Origin of the sequence: Clostridium sp. ZS2-4 (genome assembly GCF_026719745.1) — a bacterium.
Taxonomy (GTDB): Bacteria; Bacillota; Clostridia; order Clostridiales; family Clostridiaceae; genus Clostridium_H.
Map to the genome: position 1 here is coordinate 136,669 of NZ_JAPPRQ010000044.1, position 25,781 is coordinate 162,449.

A 25,781-nucleotide genomic window follows, 5' to 3' on the forward strand; every position below is an offset into this window, starting at 1 on the left:
ATAGATTTTTCAATACACACTAAGCAGTAATATCTGCTGCTCCTTCTTCTACTTTATTTAATTTTATATTTTGTATCCACTTATCAATGCATATTCTAAGTACATACAGTCCAATTCCTATTGGAAGCCAAACAGCAGCATAGTGCAATCCCCCTTGAATATATGGTAATATTACTTGAAAACCAGAGCCTTTCAAATTTATATCTCTCAATGGATTAATAAAATATCCTAATGGCCAAATCATTTTTACTATATTAGCCAAACCTTCTGGCATCATATATTCCGGCCAAACATATCCACAGGTTAAAATTGCAGGAACAGATAAAAACATACATATCTGTACACATGGAAGGACTTCTTTAAATATTGCAGCAAACACAAAGCTTACCGCTATCAAGTCTAAAATAAATACTATTAATAATATATAATCATACAGTATTATTCCTCTCATAGGCAGATTAAAATATTTGCAAGCTACATAAAAAGAGATGCTGAACCCTGCAAACGCCAAAGCTGCTGCAGCTAGAATTCTCACAAGAAGAACTCCTAAATGTTTTAAACTTTCTATCGATTTCACTTTCATATTCAATATTTTTTTCTTATCCTCTATCAAACTTGGTGCAAGTACTTCTAAAAAAGTCTGCTGAATCATTATGCCTATTATCCCAAACATCAAATATTTCATATAACTAATTTGAGGATCATATAGTACACGTTGAACAAACGACATGGAAGTAACTGCTTTCTTAGCTTCATAAGGATTCATACCTTTTCCTTGTAAAACATTAAGCTGAACCCCTGCATTAAGTGTATTTAATATTTCACTTCCATAAGCAAAAGCATTGTTTCCAATAACAATATTACTTTGATCTACTATAAAAAGGGTTTTAGGTGCATTCATTTCTTTTACATTTTTCTGAAAATCTTTAGGTATTACAAGCCCTGCATATGCTTTTTTTCTTGTTATCAGTTCTTTTAGTTCATCTTCCGATTTTGCATAATTTATTATTTCAAAACCTGGACTTTCTTTAAATTGCTTTGTAATCATCCTTGATATGCTAGAGTTATCCATGTCAAGAATAGTCATAGGTATTTTTTCTACAAAAGTCTTACTATAAACATTTCCAAAAACAAATGCAAACAATACGGGTACTGCAATCAACATAAGAAAATTTTTCAGCCAAACTACAATCATTTTCAAAATTTCTTTTTTACTCATGTCTACGCCACCGCCTCTACATTTTCTTTTTGTTTATTTTGCTGTTTTTGCTGTTTTTCCTCACTTAATTTGTTCCATAAGATTTTTATAAGCTTTTTAGTAAAAAATACTATCACTGAAGCTATCCACATCCAAACAACAAATTTAGCCAACCAATTCATATCTGATGCAATATAACTAATATCAATAGCTTTCATAGATAAATCTCTTAATGGTTCAGCATAATGAACATATGGGATAAACTGTCCCAGTTGTTGAAATGCCTTAGGCATTGCCATTAGTGGAAATGTATATCCTCCTAATATGCTGGAAGGCAGCACTAAAAATGCTGCTACCTGAGTAGCTAATAATTTGTTTGGAATTATCAATTTAACTAAAGCTCCAAAAGAAACCATACCTATGGAATATAACAGGGTTAATTTTAATCCACCTTCTAATGTACCTCTATACGCCACTCCAAAGTAATGAATTTGAACCCACATGGCAACTGCTATTGATGCAGCTCCCAAGATACCCCAAAACAAATTTTTAAGTAAAAGGAATCCAAAATATTTTTCCTTGTCACGAACACGATCTGCTCCTATCATAACCAAACCTACCTGAATAATTCCTATTAGCATCCCTGGTATAAGGAAGTTCACATAATTCCTGGTAGGGTTATTTAAAAGACGGTAGGAAAAATACATAGGAGCTGCAGTCTTTATTGATTGATTTGGAAGTATATTCAATTTTCCTTCCATTACCTTTTTCATATATCCCATCTTAACAGTTAGCAATATCTCTGTCATCCTGGCTTTTGCCGCACTAGTGATTGACATTTGTGAGCCATCGTAAAACACTAGAGTTTTAGGTCCTGTGCCTTCCTTTAAATCTTGTGAAAAAGAAGGTGGAATTACTACTCCTACCATAGCCTTATTCTGTTCTATCATGCTTTGAATATCACTGTCCTGCTGTGAATATTTTACTATATTGAAAGTTTCATTATTTCGTATTTCCTCAGTAAGCATACGACTGAAGGAAGATCCATCCTTATCCACAATAACAGTGGGTATATTCTGTATTTGTTTAGCCTGCATATTATAGCCAAATAAAAAACTAGAAGAAATAGGAATAATAAATAACATTACGAATAACATTAAAGTTTTCTTTATGAATGCTATCCAATTTATTGTGGTTATCCACTTTTTTATTTTCTCTTTCATAACTATTTCCCAGCTTTCTTTGGCTCTTTTTTAGCTTCTGCCTTTACCTCTGGTATTTTACCAAAATCAATAAAAGCTGTCATTCCTGGATGTAATTCTTTATCCATTTTAGTAAACTGTATTTTCACTCCATAAGACAGAATATCATACTCTCCATTATCATTAGTTGCTCTTTTAGTAGCAAAATCGGGTTTAGCATTAATTTTAGCAATCTTTCCTTCAAACTCTTGTTCTTTATACGCTGGCAATTTAACAGTTACTTTTTTACCGACAGAAACCATAGCAAGATCCTTCTCTTGTACTTTTACTTCAACCCATTGGTCACTTATTTTAGATATTGTAATTAAAGGCATTCCTGTAGAAACAAGTTCTCCTACTTTTGGATTAACTGTAGTAATAACTCCATCTGATGGTGCTGTAATTACTGTATCTTTTATATATGTTGATGCTTCTCTTGAAGCTGCTTGTGCTTGTGCTACCTGTCCTTGTGCCGCTTGAATCATAGAATCAGCTTTAGCAACCAAAGCTTTTGCCGCAAGCTTGTCTTCTTCTCTGGCACCTTTTACTGCTTGATCATAGGTTTGTTTTGCTACTTCCAATTTCATTGCAACTTCCTTTAATTTTGTTGAAGCTTCATCATTTTGCTGTTTTGTAGCAATACCTTGTTCATACAGAGCATGTACTCTATCGTAAGACTCCTGTGCAAAATCATGTGCTTCCTTTGCAAAATCACATGCAGCCTTTGCTTTTGCTATATCTTCCGCTTGAGCACCATTTTCTGCTTTTTGAGATTGTGCAACAGCTGCCGCTTTTGCAGCCTGTGCTGCCTTTAATTGTCCAGTAGCCGCAGCAATAGCCGCCTCTGCTTGAGCCTTTTTAGCCAAAAGTGCATCACTTGATATACAAATTAACACATCACCTTTTTTTACTCTATCTCCTTCTGATACTTTTATTTCTGTTATATTTCCTGGTATCTTCGTATTAATACTAATTTCTTCTGTCTCTACCTGACCTTGTACAATGAGATTTGGTTCTTGAGCTTTAACTAATTCTTCTCCTGTTACATTCAGTGATGATACCATCGATGATACAGAACTGCATCCTGTAAAAGTACTGGAAATAATAGCTGCTGAAATAATAGCTTTAGTAAATTTTTTCATTTGTAAACTCCCCCTGATTGCTTATATTACATAAATTACTCATAGATTTTTATTTAAAATGAGTTTCAATTAAACCTTTTTGAATTTTTTCTAAAAGTTCATTGGCAATTTCTTTTTGTTTATCTGATAAAAAATTCATTATTTTTTCAGAGAACTCCTTATATTCAGGCATCACCTTATTAAGTATTTTCTTTCCTTCCTCTGTAATTACCGTATTTATACTTCTGCGATCTTTAGGATTGCTGACTCTATGCATAAAACCATATGATTCCATTCTGTCAACCAGTGTAGTTATATTGGCTTTTGTAACACACATTTTGCTTCCAAGCTCAGAAAGAGCAAGCCCCTCATCACCAGCCAGATAAACTAAATATAAAGATTGAAACTGTGGTTTGGATAACCCTATTTCTTTATAATATTTATCAAATATCTTATCTATTAACAATGTTGTCTTGATAAAATTCCCCATTAATTTCGTTGAAACATCTTCAATCCAATCATATGTATTTAATAAATCATCCATTCTTTTAGACATTTTAGCACCCCCATAATAAATATATTTATAGTTTATATATTAATAGTAAATATATTAATTAAATTTGTCAACTGGAAAATGTAGATAAAAAGCTGCCTTGTTAATAATGTAAATTTTTTTTACAAAAATATTTACAAATAATATTTTCCGTTAAACTTTTTAATCTGATATATGTTTTGTCCATTATAAATGGTATTTAGTCGGCTTTTTTCAAAAATGTTCTAATTTTGAACATTAATGTGTTGACATTATTAAACATTAATGCTATCATCCTTACATATAAGACATAACAATCCATGGTATTATTTATATCTTAATATAGATTATAGAAAGGCATGAAAAAATGGACATTGGGAAAAACATTCAGAATTTACGAAAAAAAACTAATATTACACAACAAGATTTGGCAGATATGTTAGGTATAAGTCGTTCAGCTATTTGCCGCATTGAAAGCAAACCATCAATAGATACTAATTTGCTTGAAAAAATTTCAACTGCCTTCAATGTACCTGTAATATCTCTGCTGTATGATGAAAAGGATGATATTTCCAATTACATAGCAGCTGATATGATTAATTCGGTTAAATCTATAAGAACACTGAATTCCAGTGGCAATAGCTTATATAAAAAATTACCCGACAAAACAAAAAATTTCACAAGAGCTTTAGGAATTCAAATATATAAGGAAATTATTGAATGTGAATGTATTTCTGTAAAAAAATTCGCAAGAAGTTTAAAAACAAATATGAACTTTTTATTTGATAAGGATAATAAAAACTTGCAGAAAACCTGCACACAGTTTATAGATACTTTTACCGCAAACTGGCTTGAAAACACTTATAAAGGAAAGGAGCTATAGACTTGTTACTAAGAGAGGCAATTAAAAGATTTAAACATTATTTGGTAATGACAGACAAAAGTAGCGAAACTGTTCGTTCTTATGCAACTGATCTTGCTAACTTTGAAAAATTTCTTGAACATAAATATAACTGTCCACTATATATAAATGAAATACAAATAACAGATATAGAAGATTATCTCTATTATCTGAAAAAGAAAAATTTACAGACCGCCAGCAGAAGCAGAAATTTACATACACTGCGTTCTTTTTGGAATTATTCATGTAAAAATAAATTGTGTACCTTCAATCTTGCCATGGCTGTTGAGCCAATTAAGATTCAAAAAAAAGAGCGTACATATCTTTCAACAGAAGAGGCTTTTACTCTCATAGAAGCTATAGACCATCCCTTGATTAAGTTGGTTATAAAAACCCTATACTATACTGGTCTTAGAATAAATGAGTGTCTCAGTCTCAATCTAGACGATGTTGATCTTCAAAACAAAATTATTCATGTCATAGGTGGAAAAGGTAATAAAAATAGGGATATTCCCATAAATGAGAATCTCATTCCCCTGTTTGAAAATTACTTAGCCAATGAAAGGCCTGATGTAAATAGCCCATACTTCTTTGCAACAAAGAAAACTGGTAGTTTAAGTGCCAATTATGTAAATCAAACTTTGAGAGAAACAGTTGAAATGCTTGGCTGGAAAAAGCATATCAGTGCTCATATACTTCGCCACAGTTTTGCATCTAATCTAATAAAAAACGGAGTAAGTCTGGTTTATGTGCAAAAATTATTAGGACACTCAAATTTAAAAGTAACTTCAATATATACTCATGCAAATATGGAAGAATTAAATAAATCAATTAACGTATTATAATATAAAATATCAAATTACTAGAAAGAAGTGAACTATATGTATACCAGAACCATGAATGGTGCTTTTTCTCCATATGAAGAAATCACAAGAAGTGAAATCGCAGCAAATATTAAAGCAGAATATGATGACAAATATATTATAAAAAGTTTATTTTCAGGAAAAACTCGTGATGATCTAGCTAAAGAGTTTAATCACAAAAACTACCGAACACTGGATATGTTTATGAGGAGACGCGGATACTTTTGGGATTCCAATAAACAAAATTATCTATTGAAACCTGCTGAAGCTCCTAAAATCGAAATGACTTCCAGTACTTTTAAAGTTGAAAAAATAATTTCCTTGTTCGCTGCAGGACTTGAACCAATAGAAATTGCCAAAAAGGTAGGAATGAAGGATCATAGAACTATCGCTATGTATATGAAGGATAAAGGTTATGTATGGTCCAGTGAAAAACAAAATTATGTTCTTTTAAAAGGTCAACAGCCTGAAATAGATTTTATGGAAGATGACTATGAAGATGAAATAGCTGTAAACTCTACTTCTAATGATTTTTCTCTTTCTCATTCTGATGATTTTTTAAGTGATTTCCATGAAAATCCTGCTAAAATGGATAGATTTCAAAAGCTAATTCCTATGCTTGAAATGATTGATCGCAATAAAGATAAACTTGCTGAAATTCTTTCCATAAACAGCGGAGGTACTATTCCACGCTATGTCGTTGGAGGAATAACTATTACAAAATCCCTTTGCATGTCTCATAACCTTGCAGAGCTTATAAAAGAATTCAGCAAAGAAAAGAATGTTAGCCAAAGAGAAATCTTTGAAGTTGCAATTATTGAATTTTTGAAAAAATACGGATACGAAATTGAAGTAAATTCATTGTTTACATCTTAACTTTAACTCAAACTAGCAAAGGTGGTTTTTACAAAAACAAAACCACCTTTTTTTAATACTGTTTAATTATTATATACATATACGTTCTTTTTTCCCACCACTACAATAAGTACCTTTCTTATTTCTTCTTCTTTAAACCCTTCCTTAATCTTCTTACTTTTTGCATATCTCTTAAGTTGCTCAAGACCTTGTAGCATTATCTCCTCTAGCTTATCTTTTTCTGATTCCTTTAAATATTTTAATTCAATTATCCATTGAAATTTTGTAAATGATTCAAATTGGATTTTCTTTTTTAGCATTATGTCTATATATCCATTGCTATTTTCGTCTTCACTAATAGTCATATATGTTCCATCTACACCAAACAAAGTCATAAGTATCATTTTAATTCCTTTTTCATCCATACCTATAAGATCTCGATTAGAAAGTTCAGAAAGGATTTCTTTAAAAAATTCAATAAAATTACCTATCTCACCATTCAGTCTCATTTTTCTTATGCACTCTTTTAATCTGTCATTATTAATTTTTAATTCTTTTTGCAATCTTTCAAAAATCTGTTCCCAATAAATTGTTCTTATAGCATAGTTAGGTATTGTGAGCACAACCTGATCTTCGAAAGGTTCTTTTATTGTAACCATTCCAAGATAATAAAGTAACGATATAAAATTTTCACTTTTTGAATACATAGTAGCAAGGTTAAACCTATCTACAAGCTTTGTTCTTATTTCTTCAGTTGAAATTATTTCTTGAACTGTACTTTCATCTCTAAAATTATCTGCTAGCTGATTAATTCTTCCATAATCTGTTTTAACATTATTATCTATCATATGCATTGGGTATTCATAATCATTAGTTAAATATTTCAAGAAATAGAGAGTCATATCTGAATTATAAATTCTATTTTTTCCTTTAATACTAAATAAATATCCATTGTAATATTTTTTCATATCACTTATAACTATTTCTTCATCTGTAAATTCGCCAATTTTTAAAGATTGAATAATTTCTCTTAATTCATTTTCTGTAAATCCCATAATATCATTTACATCTGGTCGTAAACTTAAATTCTCTGTAATATTAAATCCACTTGTCAAATCATCCAACATTATAGGACTTACCCCTGTCATAAATAACCTTGTGAAATTATCCATGGTAGCGTCTTTAATTGCTTTATAGAATGCTTTAACCAACCCTTCACCATGCATAAGACTTTCATATGTATTTTTTCTTCCTCCAGTAATTAATTCATTAGCAAAGTTGTCATACTCATCTATAAGAACAAAAACTGGCATATTAATATTAGAAGTTATTCTTCTTATATATTCAATCACCATTTCCGCACTATTTACATTATCCGGAATTTCATTTTCTCCTAATAAGTTTTTGTATTTTAAAATAAAACCTTGAGCTGATGAAAAAACTTTAAAATTAAAACTTTCTTTTAATTTTTCTTCACCAGAACTAGTATTAATTCCAGCAAAACTAATTTTAAATACAAGATATTGATTTCTTTCTTCCGTAGGATTTTTTCCAATATACAAATCATCAAACAAATCATTAAACTTATCTTTTTTATTTATATCATAATAAGATTCAAGCATAGAAAGAAATAAACTTTTTCCAAATCTTCGAGGTCTAATAAAAAACTGATATGGTGCATAATCCTCTAAAACTTTAATATATTTTGTTTTATCTACATACAAATAATTCTTTTTCCTTAAAACTTCAAAATTTGAGATTCCGTAAGGTATTTTCTTTTTAATCATATACACACCTCCCTCTACTCATTATTTATATTATACCATTTTTCTTTACAAATAGTCACTTTATACATATTCTACAAAAGTAGTTAAGACTAACAGGCACACACCCTATTAGTCTTTATTTTAAAAATTAATATTTAAATTTAACTATAACTTCTTTAATTTCACCTTTGCTGTTCTTTCTTATATTAAAACTTTTTATATCTTTATTATCATTTTCTAATTGATAGTTTAATTCATTTATTGTTGCTTTAATCTTCTTTATAATATCGCTGTCTTCTACAATTTTATATCTGTCTTTTCTTGTAACTATTTCCTGCTGAGTATTATCCAAGATAACATAATAGTTATCCCCTTCTTCAATTACTGCATATTCATTTCCCTTTGTAATTGTTGAACATAAATAATCATCTAAACATTTTACTTTCATAAATTCCATCTCCTTATAAAGTGTGGTATGTATTTAAATTACTTTACAATCTTATCCATATTTTATCACTCTGTTGAATATATATCAAACTAAATAATCTAAATTCTTAACACTATAATCTCAGTAAACTCTTTTAAATCTGTTAAATGCTTTTCAATTATTTCTTTAATTACCCCTAAGTTTACAGGTTGATAATTATGTACTGCAATATTTCTAAAACCAACCATAGCTTTTAGTTTTTTCATAATCTCCTTACCTATGTATCCATTGCTTTCTAAAACCTCAAATGCATCTCTACTATTTTGAGGAATACCCAGTTTTTTTTCTGAAACAATATGCATAGCAAGATCACTAGCAGCTTCGCATGCTCTTTGAATATTTAATATTATTGAATCTTGCTTTGTATAATTTTCAAGGTTTATTGGATTATTATCATACTCTTCATATATTCTGCTTATACATCTTTCTATAATCTGTATTTTATTATAAATTACATCATTTTCCACATATTGTTCCCCTCTTCATAATATCTCCAATCATACTTATACCCCCTAGGGATTATCCTTAATTTTTAAAGATTAACTAGTAATATTCTATCAGGTTTATTATATCATATTACTCGATTATCTAAACAGCATGAATATATTTGTAATTCAACTGTAAATTTAAAGCTATTTAAGTGTTTTTATTCCTTAAATTATATATGTTGGGTTTACTTTATTTTTATAATATTATTTATTGTAAACAATATTTTTATAATATTAAATTATTAATAAATTTTTACCTAATATTATAAATTACACTATTTTTTTAATAAATATTTTACACTTGTAGTATTTTACCAGCACTCTATGGACAAGCTATATAGCCATTTCCCCCTTGGAAAATACTTGAATATTTTTTGGAAATATAAGTGCTATTAACGCCGCACAAATCAAAGTAACATTCAGTAACACAGTAACAGGAGATGCTAAAGACGAAGTAACAGATTTAAGTAACTATACTTTAGAAAACCTTAAAGGTGATGAAATAGAAGATGTATTCAAAAGTGTTGATTTTGAAGAAGGATCAAAAGAAGCTATCTTAACAGTTGATTATAGCAAAGTTGGAGATGCGGATGATGAATATCAAAACCAAGCTAGCTATAAGCTAATTTTAGATGAAAACATCATTGGAGAAGAAGTAACTAAAGAATTCAAAGTTTCAGATTTTGATATTCCTGAAGTTGAATCTGTTGAAACTGCTGGTATCAGAACAATAAAAGTAACATTAACTGAACCTGTAGTAGCTAAAAGCGGCAGCGATTTAGAAGATGCTTTTGAAGTTAATGATGGAGCATATTCAATAGAAAAAGTTGAATCTATCAACAATGGAAAAGAATTAAACGTAGTTCTTTTCAGCGATTTAAAAGATGGAGAAGAATTAACAGTTGATGTTAAATCTGAAGCTGAAGATTTTGCTGGATATGCATTAAAGAAAGGTTCATACAAAACAACAGTAAATGTTAATAAAGAAGCTTTAGTTATAGCTGAATACAAAAATGCAAAAGATACTGAAATAACATTAGTATTTAACAAAGATGTTAAATTCGCTGATTACGAAGATAAAACTAAATTAGTTAAAGATGCTGACAAAGCTAAATATGATGCTGATTTCACAGCGGTATCTAGCAATGATGTATTTGAAATGTTCTACCATACTACAAGCAAAAATGAAGTAGAAGCTGTTGAAATAGACGGAAATGAAGTTACTTTACACTTTTCATCAGAAGATCAACTTCCTGAAACAGCATATATATTCGTAGAAGCAGATGCTTTAAAAGATTTATGGGAAAAGAAAAACGATGATATGAACATAAAGGTTACTATAAATAAAGATACAGTTAAACCAGAAGTTAAAGAACTTAAACAAGATGATGACTCTAACAAAAAAGTAGTTATAACTTTCACAGAAGAAATGGACAAGGATTCAGCTGAAACAGAATCAAACTACACTGTTAAAGATAAATCTGGAAATACTGTAAGAGTGTCTAACGCTGAACTAACAGATGATAAAGAAGTTACATTAACTCTATCAAAAGATTTAGAAAATGCAAAAGAATATACAGTAGCAATAGAAGATGTTGAAGACAAAGCTGGAAACAAAATAGCTGATGTTACTAAGACATTTACAGCTAAAGAAACTGAAGCAGTTACAAGTGTATCAGCTAGATATTATGATGAAGGTAAGAGCAGCCAAAAGGTAGTTGTTGACTTCGATACAAAAATGTTAGTTGATGGAAGCAGATATGCTATCAACAATCTTGAAAACTATGATTTGAAAATAGTTAAAGGTGAAAAAACTTACACAATTAACTTATCTGATTACGATGGTGCTAGCATCAAAGCAGTAGAAGAAGCTACTAAAGCAGAAATCAAACTTCCAGGAAATAGTGAAGATCTAGATGATAGATTCGATTTCACTGGTGCAACTATTAGCTTAACAATCAATAAAGTAGAAGACGTTAATGCAAACAGAAGTGAAATAATTTCAAATGTAGCAGTTGCTCCAAAAGCTACAAATATCGGATTAGATGAAGATAACGACCAACCAATAGCAGTAAATAACGAAACTATAAAAGTAGTATTTGCTGATGTACTTAGCTTTGAAAAAGATGACGTTGAACTTGGTTACATGAACGGCGGAGTATTTACAAAAATCACACCATCTTCTACAAAGATAACTACAGAAGACGGTAACACAGTTGTAACTTATACTTTAAAAGAAGCAGATCAATTACAATATGATGGAACTTACAAAGGCGATTACCAAGTTGTTGTTAAAACAGTGGCAAGCCCTGAATCAGAAAACAGCTATGGTGATATATTAGCTGCAAACCAAACATGGAACGTTAAAGATGAAATAGCTCCTGCGTTAGCTAAATTAGCTGAAACAACTGGTGGAGACGTAACAGCAACAGTTAAATATGACGTACCAATGGATGATAGAGATGACTATGAAGATGCAGTAAAAGTAGTTAATTACGATGCTGCTACTAAGACAGCTACTGTAGCATTATACTTCCAAGAAGATTTAACTGATGCTAACATTAACAAATATGCATTCAAAACTGATGATAGCGATGTAGATGTAACTAATGCTACAGTATCAAATAATGTAGTTACATTAACACTTGATGCAAGTGATAGCGACTATACTGACGCAGCTGACTTTGTAGGATTAGGAATAACAACTGGTTCTAATGAAATATTCGATACAGCTGCTGATGCTAACAAATCTGTAGTTGATGTTGAAATAGAAATCGTAGATACAGATGCTATAGATGCAGCAGCAGATTTAGCAGCAGCAACAGCAGCAGTAGTAACAGCTGAAGGTTCAAGCTTACAAGCAGATGTTGATGCAGCACAAGCTTTAGTTACTGCATTACCAGCTGGAGCTGACAAAGATGCTTTACAAGTAAGAATAGATGCAATAGTAGTAGTACCTTAATAGCAATAACAGTATAAACGGAAAAAGATAAACAACATTTTGAGTAGGATAGCCTAGCTATCCTTCTCAATTTCAAAAGAACGGATTAAAAGAAAAGATTTATAAAGAACGAAAACATTTCAAGAAAAGTCATATCTTAAAACCACAAATAATAAATATACTGCATTATATAGTGCAGGTTCCCCCCAAAAAAAGTTCTTATAACTCATTTCTAAAAAAAGACTAGCAGGCATTTGCCTGCTAGTCTTTTTACTTGTACAAAGAAACCACCAACTAAGCTGGTGGCTATTTATTATAAAGCTCTTTTAGTATAGTTTTTAAATTTCTCTACTGCTACATAATAATTAAGCTTTGCTCTGTTATATTCACATAAAGCCATTAAAACACTTTCTTCTGATGCATCATACTGTACTTTTGTACTTGTACCTGCATCAAGCTTTGCTTTCTCTGTTTTTAACATAGTTTGTGCCTTTTCATAATCAAGCTTTTTAACTTCAACATCGTCATTTAAGTTTAATACAGTATTGTAATCCATTCTAACTTTAGCTTCTATGTTTTTCTTCTCATCTTCCATTTTGTACTTCAGTTCTATAAGTTGATCCTCCAAGCTCTCAACCTTTGACTTATAATCACCACCTGGATTTGCAGCCCTTTCTAATTCACTGGAACTATTTGCATTCTCATAATCTTCTACAATATCTTTTTCTTTTATAGCTATTTTTTGTTGTTCTTCCATGTTATTTACTGTGTGGTATTTTGTTAACATCTTCTCAACAACATCTTCTAAATTCTTAACTTTAAAAGATTCATATGGAATCTCTGCATTCTTTAAATTCAACTTCTTATCTACAGGATTACCTACTTTCATATTAAGCTCCATTCTAAGCTTTTCCTCATCATTTTTAAGCTGCTGAAGCTTTATTTCAGAATCCTTCAAGTTTGTTTCATCATCGATTAAAGAAGTAGCTGCCTCTGTTCCAAGTTTAATCTTTTCTTTCTTATATTCCAAAAGCTTTTTCAATCTTTCTATTTTCTTTTCTTGAAGTTCTATCATCTGATTTTGAAGCATTATATCATAATAAGCTTTAGTTGAAGCTAATACAACTTCATCCTGTTTCTGATCCTTCTGCCATTCAAGATCCTTGATCTCCAACTGTCTTTTAAAAGGATAGATATATTTTTGCATATCCTTTTGATAACCTGAAGCATGCTTACTATCATCTAAAGCATCATGATACCATTTATCCCTTACTTCTATTTTCTTCTTAAACAGATTTAATTCAGTATTATTAGATGTAGTAAGTCTAATTATATCATTCATATCAATCTGTGAATTTTTATCAGCAGCTCCCCATGCAGATTTGGCGCCTACCCCTAAAATTCCTACTAAAGCTATTGCTGCAGTCATTACTTTTATCTTTTTATTCATATTAATTTATAACTCCCTTCCTCTAATAAGCTGGTCCTACTTTACTGGCTTTTTCAAGTTTATATAAGGCTATATTATAGTTTCTCACAGCAGTATTGTAATCCATCTGTGCTTTGTTTAATCCAAGATCTGCATCCCATGTAAGCGATACAGGTTTTGTTCCAAGCTCATAGGCTTTTGAAGCTGAATCAAGCTGCTGTTTTGCCTTATCCACATTTTTAGAAGCTAAATCAATTTCTCTATTTTTCTGAATAACATCAAGATATGCACGCTGTATATTTTCTTCTACATTCTTTTTAGCCTCATCCAGTGCCACAGATGCTTCATCCAATGCCTTTTCAGCATCCATATATTCATAATCTTCATCATCAAAATAATCTTTTAAAATATCCATAGTTCTTTTCTTTTCCTTCAAATCAACGCTAGTATCAAATATTTCACTTCTAGCACCCAAAGCACTACTTAGATACTCTTGATAGCTTAGAGGCTGTTTTACAGCCTTATTTAGGCTATCTGTAAGTTCTATTTCCTGTGTAAGACTCACTCCTAAAGCATTTTTAAATTGAATTTTACCATTTTCTATATCCCTTGATAACTTATCAAGTTCCAGCTTTGTTTTATCAAGATCAATTTTAGTTAGATTTTTTTGCAGTTCAGAAGCCTGACCAGCTTCACAAGTTTTAACCAAATCCTTATATCCCTTAAGCATCCTGTCATATAATTGTTTTTTCAAATTATAACCTTCCTTGGCGTAAAGAAGATTATCATAGGCTTCTTTTACTCCTACATCTAATGCAGATGTAGCAAATTCTTTTTTCTTAACTGTCTTTTCAATCATACATTGAACAGTGTACCAAGGTATGTCTCTAGGCATAATAAAGAAATTATATTCTTCTTTTGATGTTAAGTTTCTTGGCGCTCCAGTAGTTTTATCAGCAAGACCAACAGCAATAAGCTTTGCTTTTGCAGCCTCAAATTCAGCTAGTTTAGCTTTCATTTCATCATACTGTTTTCTCATGTATTCTATGGTAGCTGGTTTAATTTGCTCCTCTATATACTTCATAGTACCTTGTGCCTTAGCAATTCCTTGTTTTATGGCTGCTTTCACAGGATCATCTTCTGGAGTACCTGCTGGAAGCTTTGCCAATTGCTCCTGTAACTCTTTAAGCTTTTTCTCAGCTTCATTATAGCCTTCCACAGCCTCAATTAATTTCTTGCTTTCCTGTTTGAAATCATCACTATTAAGCTTTTTATAAGCACTCTTATACTCATCAAAATCATCCATAGCCTGTTCAGCTTCTGTGCTTAACTTTTTATACTTTTTAAAATTTCTATCCAGCTGATCCATTCCAGTTTCAAGCCTTTTCATATCATTGCTGTTTTTTATTGAAATATCTACAGCCTGCTGCTTTGAAAGCTTCAATACATCCTTTGAAGGAGCAGCACTTACAGAAAGTACTGCTCCTCCTATAAAGACGGATGTAAAGCCTAATGTTAACATCTTTAATATAGATTTTTTACTCTTCATAGTCTTTTCTCATCCCTCCAAAGTATTTCCTTTGTTTGATTTTAAATCTGCAACTCTTTGTTTAAGTCTCATAGAACGGCTTTCTATTAAATGGTATAACACAGGTATAACAACCAAGGTCAATAAGGTAGATATAATCAAGCCGCACATCAGTGCAACTGCCATAGGAACAAACATAGGATTTCTTGATGCTACTATAGGAGCAAGACCCATTACTGTTGTGAAAGCACTCAATATAATAGGACTGAATCTTTTACTCATTGCATCCTTACAAGCTTCATCAAGAGAATGTCCTTCATCCCTTGCCTTATTTATATATTCGATTAGCAGTATGGCATTCTTTACAACTATACCAACCAAGCTTACGATTCCCATGAGAGCCATTAGGGAAAGGGGCTGTCTGAATATAAATAATCCTATAATTGATCCTATTAAAGACAATGGTATTGTTAAAAATATAATAAATGGCTGCATAAAAGAATTAAACTGTATAAGCAGGATTATATAAATAAAGAAAATAGCAACTCCTGCTGATACTCCTAATTTACCAAAATATTTCACAATATCTTCCTTCTCACCATAGTACTCTATTCTGACTCCAGACAAATTCATAGTTTTTAATTTTTCTTCTATGACATTCTGAATATCTACAGCATTACCACCTGGTTTAACACCAACATATACGTTAACACAGTTTTCTTTATTGTATCTTTTTATTGTATCAATCTGAGTTTGCAGCTTGATTACTGCAATTTCCTTCAAAAGAACCTTGTGACCCGCAAGAGTAGATTTAATTCCTAAATTCTCAAGCTTTTCTTTAGTATCAATATTACTGCTTACAATAATGCTGAACTCTTTACCATTTTTCCTGTAAACAGAGGATTCTGTACCTCTTAAAGCAATATTTATCTGTCTTTCAATATCATATTTTATGATACCAAGCTCCGATGCCATATCTGAATCTATATCCACCTTATATTGATATGTTCTCTCAGCAGCATCATCACGAATTTTACAGGTACCTTCAACTTCTCTGGCAGCAGCCTGTATCTTTTCAGAAGCTGCATATATTTTATCCATGTCATCGCCTAAAACTCTTATCCCAATAGGCGCTTCCTTAGGCATTGCATATTGAAGTGGATAAACTGTACATTTAGCACCTACAATTTTTGAATCTAATGTTTCCTGAAGATAGTTTGAAAATTCTTCATTATTTTCAAATCTTTTACCTTTATCCAAATCAAAATCTATCTTAGTTTGTGAAAAATCATTAGAAGGCACTGAGGTTGGCATGGCAACCCAAAATTTAGGCACTCCATCTCCTGTTCCAGTGGTGTAGTTGTTGATTTCAGGTTGAGCCTTAAGAACCTTCTCAACCTCTGTGGCAACCTTTTCTGTGGCTTTCAAGTCACCCTTCTTTTCTATGGTTGTATTTATATACATCATATTCTTATTTGCATAAGGAAAAAACTGAAGTCCCAAGGTTGACGCCAATAGTGCTGTTAATCCTAAAAGCACTACAGCTATTGCAATAGTAATTCTTCTCCTTTTAAGTCCAAAGTCTAATAATTTTTCAAAGGCTCCACGAATTTTTGTCATACCTTTGCCTTTTTTCTTATCAGTGGTTTTCTTAAAGAATAAAGATGCTAAAGCTGGAGTTATAAGCATAGCAGATATATAAGATGCAATTAAAGAAATAATAACAACTATTGGAATACATTCTACATATTTTCCTGGTATACCTGGTATGGTAAGCAGTGGTGCAAAGGAAGCAACCGTTGTTAATGTAGAAGTAAATATAGGTACAGCTGATTCCTTTGCACCATCAAAGGAAGCTTTTACGCTGTCTACTCCTTCATCAATCTTAACCTGAACTACATCGCTTATTACAATAGCATTATCCACCAGAATACCCAGAGCAATAATAAGAGCCATAGTTGAAATCTGATGTATCTTTATACCAAAAATCTCCATGAATATAAAGCTGATTAATATTGAAATAGGAAGAGCGGTAGATACAACTATAGAATTCCTTACTCCAACCCCTGCAAATATTACAACAACAACCAATACGATACCTTCTATCAAATTTGCCATAAAATCTGAAACCGCATTGTCTACGTCTGTTGGTTGGTATAACACTTCATAAAAATTCAAATCGCTTGGTAAAGATTTCTTGATTTTATCTAATTCTATTCTAACATCTTTACCGATTAATACAATATTTTTATTTTCTTCAAAATGTCCTGTAAGCAAAATAGCATTTTTACCATCCTGCTTATATATAGCTGCATCATCTTCATAAGCCATATGAATTTTTGCAATATCCTTAAGTCTTACAACAGCGCCAGTATCATCGGAAATATATACAATAACATTTTCAATATCCTTTACCGATTGAAAACCATTGCTTGTAATTACATCTATTTTTGAATCTTTATTTTCAACAGCTCCAGGCGGTATTTTTATATTCTGTGCCTGAAGAGCCTTTGTAACATCCTCAACAGAAATAGGATAATTATTCAGTTTTTCAATATCTATATCAACCTTAACCTCTTTATTAAGCTTACCGTCTACATCGAATCTGGTAACTCCATCTATTTTACCCAGTCTTGCTTTTATTTCCTCCGCATAGGAATCCAACTGGTCATAGGAATAATTGTCTCCTGACAAGCTTATTATCATTCCTGCTGTAGAAACTAAATCCGTATCGATTTCGCTTGGAAAACACTCACTTGGAAGTTCTCCCTTTTTATCATCTATTTTATCTCTTAACTGTCTCCATGATTTATCTTGATCTGCATCATCCTTTAGATATACAATTAAAACAGAAACACTATTTTTAGAGTATGATTCCACATAATCAAAGCCATCTACCTCTGAGACTGCATCCTCCAATTTTTTAGTAACTAAATTTTTTACATCCTCTGGAGTTCCACCAGGGTATATAGTTAATACCTTTGCTATTCCAACAGATGCATCAGGATTCTCCTGCTTAGGTATTACTCTGTAAATCTGAAGTCCAAATATTAAAATCAATACAGTTAAAAATATGGTTATCTTTCTATGCTTGATTGCACTTTTAACTAAACCAGACATCTCTCCATCCCTTTCTATTTAACAACATTTACTTTATAACCAGGCTTAACATTCTTCAAACCTTCAGTTACAACCTTATCACTAAGGGATACTCCTGTTACTAGGACCTTATCTCCATATATGCTTTCAATGGTTACATTCTTTCTTGATATCCTGTTTTTATCTACCACATAAACATAATCCTCACCATCATTTAAAATGGTTGTTATAGGAAGCCATATGCCTTTTTTATTTGAAAGCTTAATATTAACCTTTGCAACAGTACCTACATAAAATTTATCTGATGGAATTTTTGTGTTCATTTTAATCTTTGCCTTGTAAGTTCTGCTTTTTGGATCAGGAGTCTGATCTATTTCAGCAACTGTACCTTCAATTTCCATATCATTTATTTTTATATTTGCTTTTGTACCTACAGTTATTTTTTGTATGTCATTTTGAGCTATTTGTATATCGATAACCTGTTCTTCTGTACGAATTACCACAACAGGATATCCAGCAGCTGTATTTTCACCAGCTTTATTAAGTACCTTTACCACATATCCTGATACCCCTGATGTAAGAGTTGTATCTTGAAGCATACTCTGCTTGGATTGGTACTGAGTCTGTGAAGCATTATACTGACCCTGTGCTGCCTGATATTGAGATTTTGCTGCTTCATACTGAGCTTTTGCAGCATTATACTGAGCGAGAGCACTTTCCTTATCTTCAGCTCTAGCACCATTTTCAGCCTTTGACAATACTTCCTTTGAATTATCTAAAGCAACCTTGGCACCATCAAGTTTAATTTTCACATCATCTAACTGCTGCTTTGAAACAATGCCTTCTTTATAAAGCTTTTCAAGTCTTTCACAGCTTTCTTTTGCATAATTATAATTATTTTCAGCATTTTTAACAGCTAATCTGGCACTGTTTATATCTTCCTTCTGCGCACCATTCATAGCTTTGTCATACTGTGCCTTTGCTGCTGCCACTTGAGCCTCTGCCATGGATATTTTTCCTTGCGCAGCCTGCATCTGACCTTGTGCAGCATCCATCTGACCTCTTGCACCATCAACTGCAAAATTGTAATCCTGAGTATCCAATACAGCAATCACTTGTCCTTGCTTTACATTATCTCCCTCTTTAACATTTACCTGTGCAATTTTTCCTGGTATTTTAAAGCTATATTTTATTACATCTTCTGAATTTGTATTTCCTAAATACTCCAACAGCACAGGATAGTTTTCCTCTTTAATATCCATAATCTTTACAGGTATTACTTTTTCCTGTTCTCCTGCCTTAGCATTTCTGCCGCATCCAGACAGTGAAAACATTACAGCTCCTGTAAGCAAAATTGAAACTAACTTTTTCATAGAATCCCCCCAGAAGAATTATTTAAATGTTGCGACCACCCTGTCGCTTAATACAAGATAATATTATCACACCATGAAAATACTGTCAATGATGATAATATTATCTTTAATAACAAGTATATGTTGACAGTATTTCAAAAATGTTTTATACTTCAAGTGACTGGTTAGTCGCTTAAAAGGAGGGGATAGTTTGCCAGAACAAACTTTTTTAAACTTATCTGAAGAAAGACAGAAAGAGATTATTGACATATCTTTAAAAGAATTTTCATTTCATAACTTTGAAACAGCATCCATTAATAAAATAATTAATGAAATTGGTGTAGCAAAAGGGAGCTTTTACAGGTATTTTAAAACTAAAAAGGATTTATATTTGTTTTTACTGGACTATGCAATGAATAAGAAAATAGACTATTTGGAAAAAAATATAGATACAACTACTACGAGCGATTTTTTTGAAATATACAGAAGTACAGTATTTAACTATATGAAATTTGACTTGACATTTCCAACCATAAGCAAATTTTTAAGAACTGCTGTTGATAATAAATATATAGAACAGTCACAAGTGCTAAACTCACTACATGGAAAACCATTCATAAAAAATCTGATATCGAAAGGGCAGAGGGAAGGGCAGATAAAACAATCTTTAGATGTTGACTTTGTAATTTTGTGCATAATAAATTTATCAGAAGCCCTGCTGAACTACATAAATCTTAAACTTGGTCTGAACTATAAAGAACTTCTTGAGGTAATGGAAGGGGAAGCTTCAGATTCTAAAACTGAACTGCAAAATATATTTGCACAGTTAATGGAGGTTCTGAAGACAGGACTAAAGCCAGCAGAAGCTTAAAATAAGCTCTGCTGGCTTTGATTATTTCTCAATTAGTATGTTAGCTACATTCTTGCCACCTTGTACTGCCTGTACATTGATAGACATACCTTTATATTCTTCTTGTAAATTCTTATATTGCACCTTTAGTTCTTCAGCATATTGATTAGCTATTCTAGTAATATCCTCTTGCTTAGCTCCTTTTTTAATAACCATAGTAGCTGTGATTGTTTTGTCTTTAATATAAACCTTGCTTCCAGATACGATATCTTCTTTAGTAATCTTCTCTGTCATAGCCTTATCTTCCACCTTTGTATTTTTATCCTTAGGTGGTGCAACTGGTTTTGGTTTACCGCAAGCAGCAAGAGATGCTGAAAGGGCTAATATAGAAACTAGGGCTGTTAATTTTCTTCTTAATGATTTTCTTGTCATTTTAATATCCTCCATTGTTACTTAATTATGAATTTAATTATACTATAGAGGGGAGAAAATTTCTAGTTGATGTGTGTAACTATTTGCCCAAAATAAAAAGAGTATCCACTTTTAGTGAATACTCTTTTTAACAGTCTTTGTTCACAACCCCGAAGATATTGTAAAGGATCGCATGGAGAGAGCTTGCTATTGCTATCTAAATTTAAAAACTTTTATTACTTTTTCATTTGGTTTTAATTCATATTCTCCCTCTATAAACATATCATAATCTTCCGTTTCAACATAATCTTCACCTATAATCTCTACATCACTATTTTTTCTTTTAGTTAGTCCTTTCTTTTTAGTTTTGCTTACTTTAAAATCAATTGTTTTCATTTTGATTCCTCCTTCTTTTTTACTAGAAAATTTAGTTTCATACTTATATATGCTGTTAGATTAAAATTTGAGAAAAATTCTTTAAACTTTTTTGTCATCGCCCTTACTAAGCTAAATTTAGTGCAAAAATGAAAAAAGTACCCACTTTGAATGAGTACTCTTTTCTTAGATTTGAATTTGAGAAGAAAGTTTTTCCTTCTCTCTTTATTTGTTAATAATTTGTTCACAACCACCTGAGGAGCCTTGCGAAACATTAGGTTGAGCCTACTATTAGTCTTTTAAAATATAATTACTTGTATTATTTTACTTTAGAAATATTAAGCAGATTTTCAACTTCATCTAGTGAATAGTCTTTCTTTATTGAACCTATAAATACTTTTCTTTTTTTACTATCAGTTCTTATTTTCAAATCAACGCCATCTACTGATACTTTAAACTTTTCTACATCCTTAGTATCAAGTCTTACTAGTACAATTGTAGTAAGAGGTATACCTTTTCCGAGTTCTATTGTATATTTAGGAATATTCTTATCTGCAATTGTAGTATCTTTGGCAGTATCTTTCGGATTGTTTTTCACATCATTTTTTGTAGCTTTTGTAGGACTAGTGTTTTCTTTTACAGGCTTATTATTTTGTGATGTATTATTTTTAGTACTTTCTTTTTTTTCATCTTTTACAGGTGCTTGTTTTTTACTGTAAGGTAATGAGAATTTAAAATCACCAGTTATTTTTGTTTCACCATTAATATTTATATCTTTTGCTATTTCAAGTGTATGTCCATTATTTTTATTTTTGAAAGTTCCATTTGGCAATTTGATTATTAACAAAGAATTTCCATTTTTACTGTCTACTAAAATTTCACTTCCTGTTGGAATAGGCTTTCCATCTAACTTATAGTTTTCTATACCTAGTATACTCTTTTCAACTTTTTTAGGCACAATTGCTCCGGTGAACTTTATAAAAACATAATCTGCTTTAGTATCCTCATCTTTAGAATCAACTTCTTGAATCATTTGATCAAAATCTACATCAGCAAAGGCATATTTTATTGAAACCTCTTTGGAAATGGTTATCTCTCTTTTAGAATTGCTGCTAACTGTTTTTTTACTACTAAAAGAAATAGTTGAAAATACTGTTACAAATACAATTATAACGGCTATAATTATACCTATTATCTTCTTATTCATCCTTGTCTTGCTCCTTTTTTCTTCACTTTAATTTTCAGTATGTTAAATAGCTTTAAATTCTACATATAAATTTTCAAAATTGTATTCGCTGTATTTTTCAGCATCAAAATTAATGATAAGCTTGTAGAATCTAGCTTTAAGTGGATTTACTTCTAACTTTTTCAAAGCTAAAGATATAGAACATATAACTTTCTTATCTTTATCATAAAGAGTTATAGGTAATTCTTCTATCTTAATTTTATTATCAGAACCATTACGTACCAAGATAGTAATATTTATTTTATTATTATCCTTTATCTCAGCGTTATATGTATTAATGGTTATTTGATCTTTCTTCAATAAAGTAAGACTATCTAAATAGTCATTTAAATGTTTCTGTACCATCATATCCATGTCTTTAGGCATATCTTCGTATACCACTTTTACTGTTTTCAAAGCCTGTAAATTACTATCAAAAGCAACTTTCCAATCTTGACATGGTGTTTTATCTATAAGTATATTTTGCTTACTAAAATATAATTTCCATGGTCTTGCACTATAAGGTGGAATATAGCCTAATGCTTTTAAAGAAAAAATTTCACTTGCAACTTTATTTCCATCACCATCTATTATAATTAGAGGAACTTTATCGAAATTTATTTTTCCTCCAAGTCCATTTCTAAAAAACACACTTGCTTCTAGTTTATCCCCTAAATCAAAAATATAGGAAGTACTTATATTTACATCATTTTCTTTTATTGGATCAAAACCTTCCAACTCTTCTTTTATTACTTCTTTTTGTAAATTTGACATTATTTCTTCTTTACTGGATTGAATAGATAATTCTAATTCAACATTCTTTTTACAACTCTTTTCTTCCTTACTCATATATACCTCCATATCTAAATTTATATAATTATTACGAATTATAGTATATCATCAAATAAATAAAAAAATAAGAAATTTTAATAAACACTTACTTCTATTTTTATATCCTCATTATTTAAATCTAATTCATCTTTATTTATTAAATATTCTTTTGTTTCATTTTCTTTTATACTATCACCACTTATTAAATCTTTTACTTCTCCATTTTGATACATTCTTACATTTACTTTTCCATCTATTTTAGATGTTGCATCTATTTTTATACTGATAGTTTCATCATTTAATTTATATTTTTTAGCACTAGCTTGTTTTACTGTACTATCTTTTCTAAAATCAATAACACAAGGTTTACTAGAATTGTCTGTAATTAATTCTAGCTTATAGGCTCCATTTACAGCTATTTTTGAATCCTTATCAGTTCCATCCCAATTATATTCATTTAATCCACTTTTAGATTGCAAGTCTTTTTCTTCTTTGATCAAATTACCTTCATTATCTTTTATTTTTACAGTATACTTACCACTGCCACTAAAGTTTATATTGAAATCAACACTATCATTAGTATCCAAAGGCAATATTTCTTCTATTATGTCATTGGTATCTATAGTAGCTGATACTACATTACTTGTAGATATAGCATTAAAAGCTTGTACATATCTTTTTATTTCTTTAGGAGTATCTAATTTTTCAATATAGGTATTATCATATACATTAGCTAATACGTTAAAGTTTTCATCTAATACTTTATATCCTGATGCATTTACAGGTTTGTCCCATGTAAACTTAACTTCATTAGGTGATATAGCTTCAGCTTGTATATCTTGTATATCATCAACTATTCTTCCATTAACTAAATCTGTAAACACACATCCAAGGCGCATATTTCTAACAAAATTTTCATATGTTACATAGCAAAAACCATTATTTCCCCAATTTTCTCCCCAAGAGTTTATAATTTTAAAAGCACCTTTTCCATCTGGAGTTATTAGATTATCATCATACCCAACAATTGCAACAGCATGCCCACCATTGGTATATTCTTCTGTTGTTATTATATTTGTTCCATCTGTTGCCTCATAAGGATATTGAAATTTAAATCCAATACTAAGTCCTACAACCACAAGATCACCAGTATTTAAGTATTCTCTTGTTTTTTGTACTATATACTCTGGAGAATCATTATTGGTATATAATACTCTCCAGCTTTTTATTTTATTCAAGGCTGCTTTTTGTATTACGCTATAACTAGGTTGTGTAGTATAATCTTCTGGAATATAAGGAAAATTATCAAGAGTTGCTGCACCTATATTAGTTAATAATTCTCCTGCATCTTGTAAATCTGCTCCTTCATCCACACCTTCATTTATTTGATTGTATATAAAAGAAGGACTAAAGACATGATTATCAACATTTGAATCACCATCTTTTATTTTCCAACCAATGTCCATTGCCTGCTGATAGGTTCTCAAATAATACCCTGTAGACCAAGCTACACAACTATTTTCATTTTGTTTCCCAATAGCTGGTAGATACGGTGAATCAGAATAATCAAGACTACTGGGTAACTCCTCTAATTCATATCCATTTGCACGGAGTTTATTTTCTAAAGCGGTTTTTAAATTCTTATCTGTTTTGGCATTTCTATCTGTTTTTAATCCTGTCTTGTTTAATGTTATTTCTTCATTATCAATAACTTCCCACTTGTTATTTTTTTTCTGAATATGTTTTTTGAAATATTTACCTTGTTTTTCTGTGAATAATTCAATTTTATCCTCATATACCTGCTTTTCTAAAATTATCTCTCCATCGTCTAAAGGATATGCTGTTTCAGCAACAGCATAAAAACTACTTGTACATGAAATAAATATTACAATTATAGCTAATATTATATTGAAAATTGATTTAATCTTTCTCATATATGTACCTCTCCTATATTTCATCTTACTATTTGGCTTAATGATATGAAAAATAATATATAGTTAAATTAGAAAATTACTTTTTAAAACAAAAGACCAATAGATATGATATACCCATTAGTCTTTCATTTATAAATTTTTAGATATGCGTATTTAATTTTTCACTGCAAGATATGAGTGCAGTATGTTTGTGAATTTAAGATTTGATTCGTTTTTGAAATGTTTTTTTACTGGCATCTGTCAATTCTCAATTGTCAATTATTTAAGTCCGTTCATTTATTTAAATTTGAGAAGGAAGGTTTCCCTTCCATCTCAAATTTATTTTGTTCCATTCACAACCCCCAAGAGGATTTG

Annotated in this window: 22 protein-coding genes; 5 read left to right on the top strand and 17 right to left on the bottom strand. The window is 30.8% G+C overall.

The genetic code is table 11. The features are described from left to right. Positions 1 to 19: 19 nt before the first annotated feature. The 4 genes from OIO11_RS07740 to OIO11_RS07755 are packed head-to-tail and all read right to left on the bottom strand — an operon-like array spanning position 20 to position 4,116. Positions 20 to 1,219, bottom strand: a complete 1,200-nt coding sequence (locus OIO11_RS07740) for an ABC transporter permease (RefSeq protein ID WP_268070869.1) — start codon at positions 1,217 to 1,219, stop codon at positions 20 to 22. Positions 1,220 to 1,221: 2 nt separating this feature from the next. After that, positions 1,222 to 2,421, bottom strand: coding sequence for an ABC transporter permease (locus tag OIO11_RS07745; protein WP_268070870.1), 1,200 nt, complete (start codon positions 2,419 to 2,421; stop codon positions 1,222 to 1,224). Between the two features lie 2 nt (positions 2,422 to 2,423). Next, on the bottom strand, positions 2,424 to 3,581 hold the full coding sequence (locus tag OIO11_RS07750) for an HlyD family secretion protein (RefSeq protein ID WP_268070871.1): 1,158 nt from the start codon (positions 3,579 to 3,581) through the stop codon (positions 2,424 to 2,426). Positions 3,582 to 3,630: 49 nt separating this feature from the next. Then, positions 3,631 to 4,116 (bottom strand): MarR family winged helix-turn-helix transcriptional regulator, encoded by a 486-nt coding sequence (locus OIO11_RS07755; protein WP_268070872.1) that lies wholly within the window; start codon positions 4,114 to 4,116, stop codon positions 3,631 to 3,633. A gap of 343 nt (positions 4,117 to 4,459) precedes the next feature. Here OIO11_RS07755 and OIO11_RS07760 point away from each other — a divergent pair, with 343 nt between their 5' ends. Genes OIO11_RS07760 through OIO11_RS07770 form a run of 3 tightly spaced genes read left to right on the top strand, consistent with a single transcriptional unit; the run spans position 4,460 to position 6,732 of the window. Further along, positions 4,460 to 4,975: a helix-turn-helix domain-containing protein gene (locus OIO11_RS07760; RefSeq protein ID WP_268070873.1), complete on the top strand. Its 516-nt coding sequence runs from the start codon at positions 4,460 to 4,462 to the stop codon at positions 4,973 to 4,975. Between the two features lie 2 nt (positions 4,976 to 4,977). Continuing rightward, positions 4,978 to 5,838 carry a tyrosine-type recombinase/integrase gene (locus OIO11_RS07765; RefSeq protein WP_268070874.1) on the top strand — a complete coding sequence of 287 codons (861 nt, stop codon included), beginning with the start codon at positions 4,978 to 4,980 and terminating at the stop codon, positions 5,836 to 5,838. A gap of 36 nt (positions 5,839 to 5,874) precedes the next feature. Next, on the top strand, positions 5,875 to 6,732 hold the full coding sequence (locus OIO11_RS07770; RefSeq protein WP_268070875.1) for a hypothetical protein: 858 nt from the start codon (positions 5,875 to 5,877) through the stop codon (positions 6,730 to 6,732). A gap of 62 nt (positions 6,733 to 6,794) precedes the next feature. Here OIO11_RS07770 and OIO11_RS07775 read toward each other — a convergent pair whose 3' ends face one another. The 4 genes from OIO11_RS07775 to OIO11_RS07790 form a co-directional block, all read right to left on the bottom strand. Continuing rightward, positions 6,795 to 8,498 carry an ATP-binding protein gene (locus OIO11_RS07775; protein ID WP_268070876.1) on the bottom strand — a complete coding sequence of 568 codons (1,704 nt, stop codon included), beginning with the start codon at positions 8,496 to 8,498 and terminating at the stop codon, positions 6,795 to 6,797. A 127-nt stretch (positions 8,499 to 8,625) separates the two neighbouring features. Beyond that, positions 8,626 to 8,925 carry a hypothetical protein gene (locus OIO11_RS07780; RefSeq protein ID WP_268070877.1) on the bottom strand — a complete coding sequence of 100 codons (300 nt, stop codon included), beginning with the start codon at positions 8,923 to 8,925 and terminating at the stop codon, positions 8,626 to 8,628. Positions 8,926 to 9,023: 98 nt separating this feature from the next. Continuing rightward, the gene (gene hepT / locus OIO11_RS07785) at positions 9,024 to 9,431 is read right to left on the bottom strand and encodes a type VII toxin-antitoxin system HepT family RNase toxin (protein WP_268070878.1); all 408 of its coding nucleotides are present in this window, start codon (positions 9,429 to 9,431) and stop codon (positions 9,024 to 9,026) included. 636 nt (positions 9,432 to 10,067) lie between these two features. After that, positions 10,068 to 10,463 (bottom strand): hypothetical protein, encoded by a 396-nt coding sequence (locus OIO11_RS07790; RefSeq protein WP_268070879.1) that lies wholly within the window; start codon positions 10,461 to 10,463, stop codon positions 10,068 to 10,070. Between the two features lie 148 nt (positions 10,464 to 10,611). Between OIO11_RS07790 and OIO11_RS07795 the strand changes: the two genes are divergently transcribed. Then, positions 10,612 to 12,414: an Ig-like domain-containing protein gene (locus OIO11_RS07795; protein WP_268070880.1), complete on the top strand. Its 1,803-nt coding sequence runs from the start codon at positions 10,612 to 10,614 to the stop codon at positions 12,412 to 12,414. A 292-nt stretch (positions 12,415 to 12,706) separates the two neighbouring features. Here the strand turns inward: OIO11_RS07795 and OIO11_RS07800 are convergent, their stop codons facing one another. From OIO11_RS07800 to OIO11_RS07815, 4 genes are read right to left on the bottom strand one after another with little or no spacing between them, the layout of a single operon-like run. After that, positions 12,707 to 13,843: a TolC family protein gene (locus OIO11_RS07800; RefSeq protein WP_268070881.1), complete on the bottom strand. Its 1,137-nt coding sequence runs from the start codon at positions 13,841 to 13,843 to the stop codon at positions 12,707 to 12,709. A gap of 22 nt (positions 13,844 to 13,865) precedes the next feature. Next, on the bottom strand, positions 13,866 to 15,371 hold the full coding sequence (locus OIO11_RS07805) for a TolC family protein (protein ID WP_268070882.1): 1,506 nt from the start codon (positions 15,369 to 15,371) through the stop codon (positions 13,866 to 13,868). Between the two features lie 9 nt (positions 15,372 to 15,380). Next, positions 15,381 to 18,470 (bottom strand): efflux RND transporter permease subunit, encoded by a 3,090-nt coding sequence (locus tag OIO11_RS07810; protein WP_268070883.1) that lies wholly within the window; start codon positions 18,468 to 18,470, stop codon positions 15,381 to 15,383. Positions 18,471 to 18,484: 14 nt separating this feature from the next. Continuing rightward, the gene (locus tag OIO11_RS07815; protein ID WP_268070884.1) at positions 18,485 to 19,822 is read right to left on the bottom strand and encodes an efflux RND transporter periplasmic adaptor subunit; all 1,338 of its coding nucleotides are present in this window, start codon (positions 19,820 to 19,822) and stop codon (positions 18,485 to 18,487) included. A gap of 190 nt (positions 19,823 to 20,012) precedes the next feature. Here OIO11_RS07815 and OIO11_RS07820 point away from each other — a divergent pair, with 190 nt between their 5' ends. Beyond that, complete coding sequence (locus OIO11_RS07820) at positions 20,013 to 20,672, top strand: TetR/AcrR family transcriptional regulator (RefSeq protein WP_268070885.1); 660 nt, start codon at positions 20,013 to 20,015, stop codon at positions 20,670 to 20,672. Positions 20,673 to 20,693: 21 nt separating this feature from the next. On the opposite strand, the gene OIO11_RS07825 is transcribed toward OIO11_RS07820, so the two are convergent. The 5 genes from OIO11_RS07825 to OIO11_RS07845 all read right to left on the bottom strand — a co-directional run bounded on the left by OIO11_RS07825 (position 20,694) and on the right by OIO11_RS07845 (position 25,427). Beyond that, positions 20,694 to 21,083 carry a hypothetical protein gene (locus tag OIO11_RS07825; RefSeq protein ID WP_268070886.1) on the bottom strand — a complete coding sequence of 130 codons (390 nt, stop codon included), beginning with the start codon at positions 21,081 to 21,083 and terminating at the stop codon, positions 20,694 to 20,696. A 192-nt stretch (positions 21,084 to 21,275) separates the two neighbouring features. Beyond that, on the bottom strand, positions 21,276 to 21,458 hold the full coding sequence (locus OIO11_RS07830) for a hypothetical protein (RefSeq protein ID WP_268070887.1): 183 nt from the start codon (positions 21,456 to 21,458) through the stop codon (positions 21,276 to 21,278). 298 nt (positions 21,459 to 21,756) lie between these two features. Beyond that, a complete protein-coding gene (locus tag OIO11_RS07835) occupies positions 21,757 to 22,644 on the bottom strand; it encodes a hypothetical protein (protein WP_268070888.1) in 888 nt (295 codons plus the stop codon). Between the two features lie 42 nt (positions 22,645 to 22,686). Next, positions 22,687 to 23,511 (bottom strand): SLAP domain-containing protein, encoded by an 825-nt coding sequence (locus OIO11_RS07840; RefSeq protein WP_268070889.1) that lies wholly within the window; start codon positions 23,509 to 23,511, stop codon positions 22,687 to 22,689. A 77-nt stretch (positions 23,512 to 23,588) separates the two neighbouring features. After that, positions 23,589 to 25,427: a FlgD immunoglobulin-like domain containing protein gene (locus tag OIO11_RS07845; protein ID WP_268070890.1), complete on the bottom strand. Its 1,839-nt coding sequence runs from the start codon at positions 25,425 to 25,427 to the stop codon at positions 23,589 to 23,591. Positions 25,428 to 25,781: the final 354 nt, after the last annotated feature.

Bases quoted from the DNA above. Each gene is read 5' to 3' on its own strand.
- OIO11_RS07755 (WP_268070872.1), bottom strand. From the start codon at position 4,116: ATGTCTAAAAGAATGGATGATTTATTAAATACATATGATTGGATTGAA.
- OIO11_RS07835 (WP_268070888.1), bottom strand. From the start codon at position 22,644: ATGAATAAGAAGATAATAGGTATAATTATAGCCGTTATAATTGTATTT.
- OIO11_RS07840 (WP_268070889.1), bottom strand. From the start codon at position 23,511: ATGAGTAAGGAAGAAAAGAGTTGTAAAAAGAATGTTGAATTAGAATTA.
- OIO11_RS07825 (WP_268070886.1), bottom strand. From the start codon at position 21,083: ATGACAAGAAAATCATTAAGAAGAAAATTAACAGCCCTAGTTTCTATA.
- OIO11_RS07815 (WP_268070884.1), bottom strand. From the start codon at position 19,822: ATGAAAAAGTTAGTTTCAATTTTGCTTACAGGAGCTGTAATGTTTTCA.
- OIO11_RS07740 (WP_268070869.1), bottom strand. From the start codon at position 1,219: ATGAGTAAAAAAGAAATTTTGAAAATGATTGTAGTTTGGCTGAAAAAT.
- OIO11_RS07845 (WP_268070890.1), bottom strand. From the start codon at position 25,427: ATGAGAAAGATTAAATCAATTTTCAATATAATATTAGCTATAATTGTA.
- OIO11_RS07800 (WP_268070881.1), bottom strand. From the start codon at position 13,843: ATGAATAAAAAGATAAAAGTAATGACTGCAGCAATAGCTTTAGTAGGA.
- OIO11_RS07795 (WP_268070880.1), top strand. From the start codon at position 10,612: ATGTTCTACCATACTACAAGCAAAAATGAAGTAGAAGCTGTTGAAATA.
- OIO11_RS07745 (WP_268070870.1), bottom strand. From the start codon at position 2,421: ATGAAAGAGAAAATAAAAAAGTGGATAACCACAATAAATTGGATAGCA.
- OIO11_RS07810 (WP_268070883.1), bottom strand. From the start codon at position 18,470: ATGTCTGGTTTAGTTAAAAGTGCAATCAAGCATAGAAAGATAACCATA.
- OIO11_RS07760 (WP_268070873.1), top strand. From the start codon at position 4,460: ATGGACATTGGGAAAAACATTCAGAATTTACGAAAAAAAACTAATATT.
- OIO11_RS07830 (WP_268070887.1), bottom strand. From the start codon at position 21,458: ATGAAAACAATTGATTTTAAAGTAAGCAAAACTAAAAAGAAAGGACTA.
- OIO11_RS07775 (WP_268070876.1), bottom strand. From the start codon at position 8,498: ATGATTAAAAAGAAAATACCTTACGGAATCTCAAATTTTGAAGTTTTA.
- OIO11_RS07805 (WP_268070882.1), bottom strand. From the start codon at position 15,371: ATGAAGAGTAAAAAATCTATATTAAAGATGTTAACATTAGGCTTTACA.
- OIO11_RS07780 (WP_268070877.1), bottom strand. From the start codon at position 8,925: ATGAAAGTAAAATGTTTAGATGATTATTTATGTTCAACAATTACAAAG.
- OIO11_RS07750 (WP_268070871.1), bottom strand. From the start codon at position 3,581: ATGAAAAAATTTACTAAAGCTATTATTTCAGCAGCTATTATTTCCAGT.
- OIO11_RS07770 (WP_268070875.1), top strand. From the start codon at position 5,875: ATGTATACCAGAACCATGAATGGTGCTTTTTCTCCATATGAAGAAATC.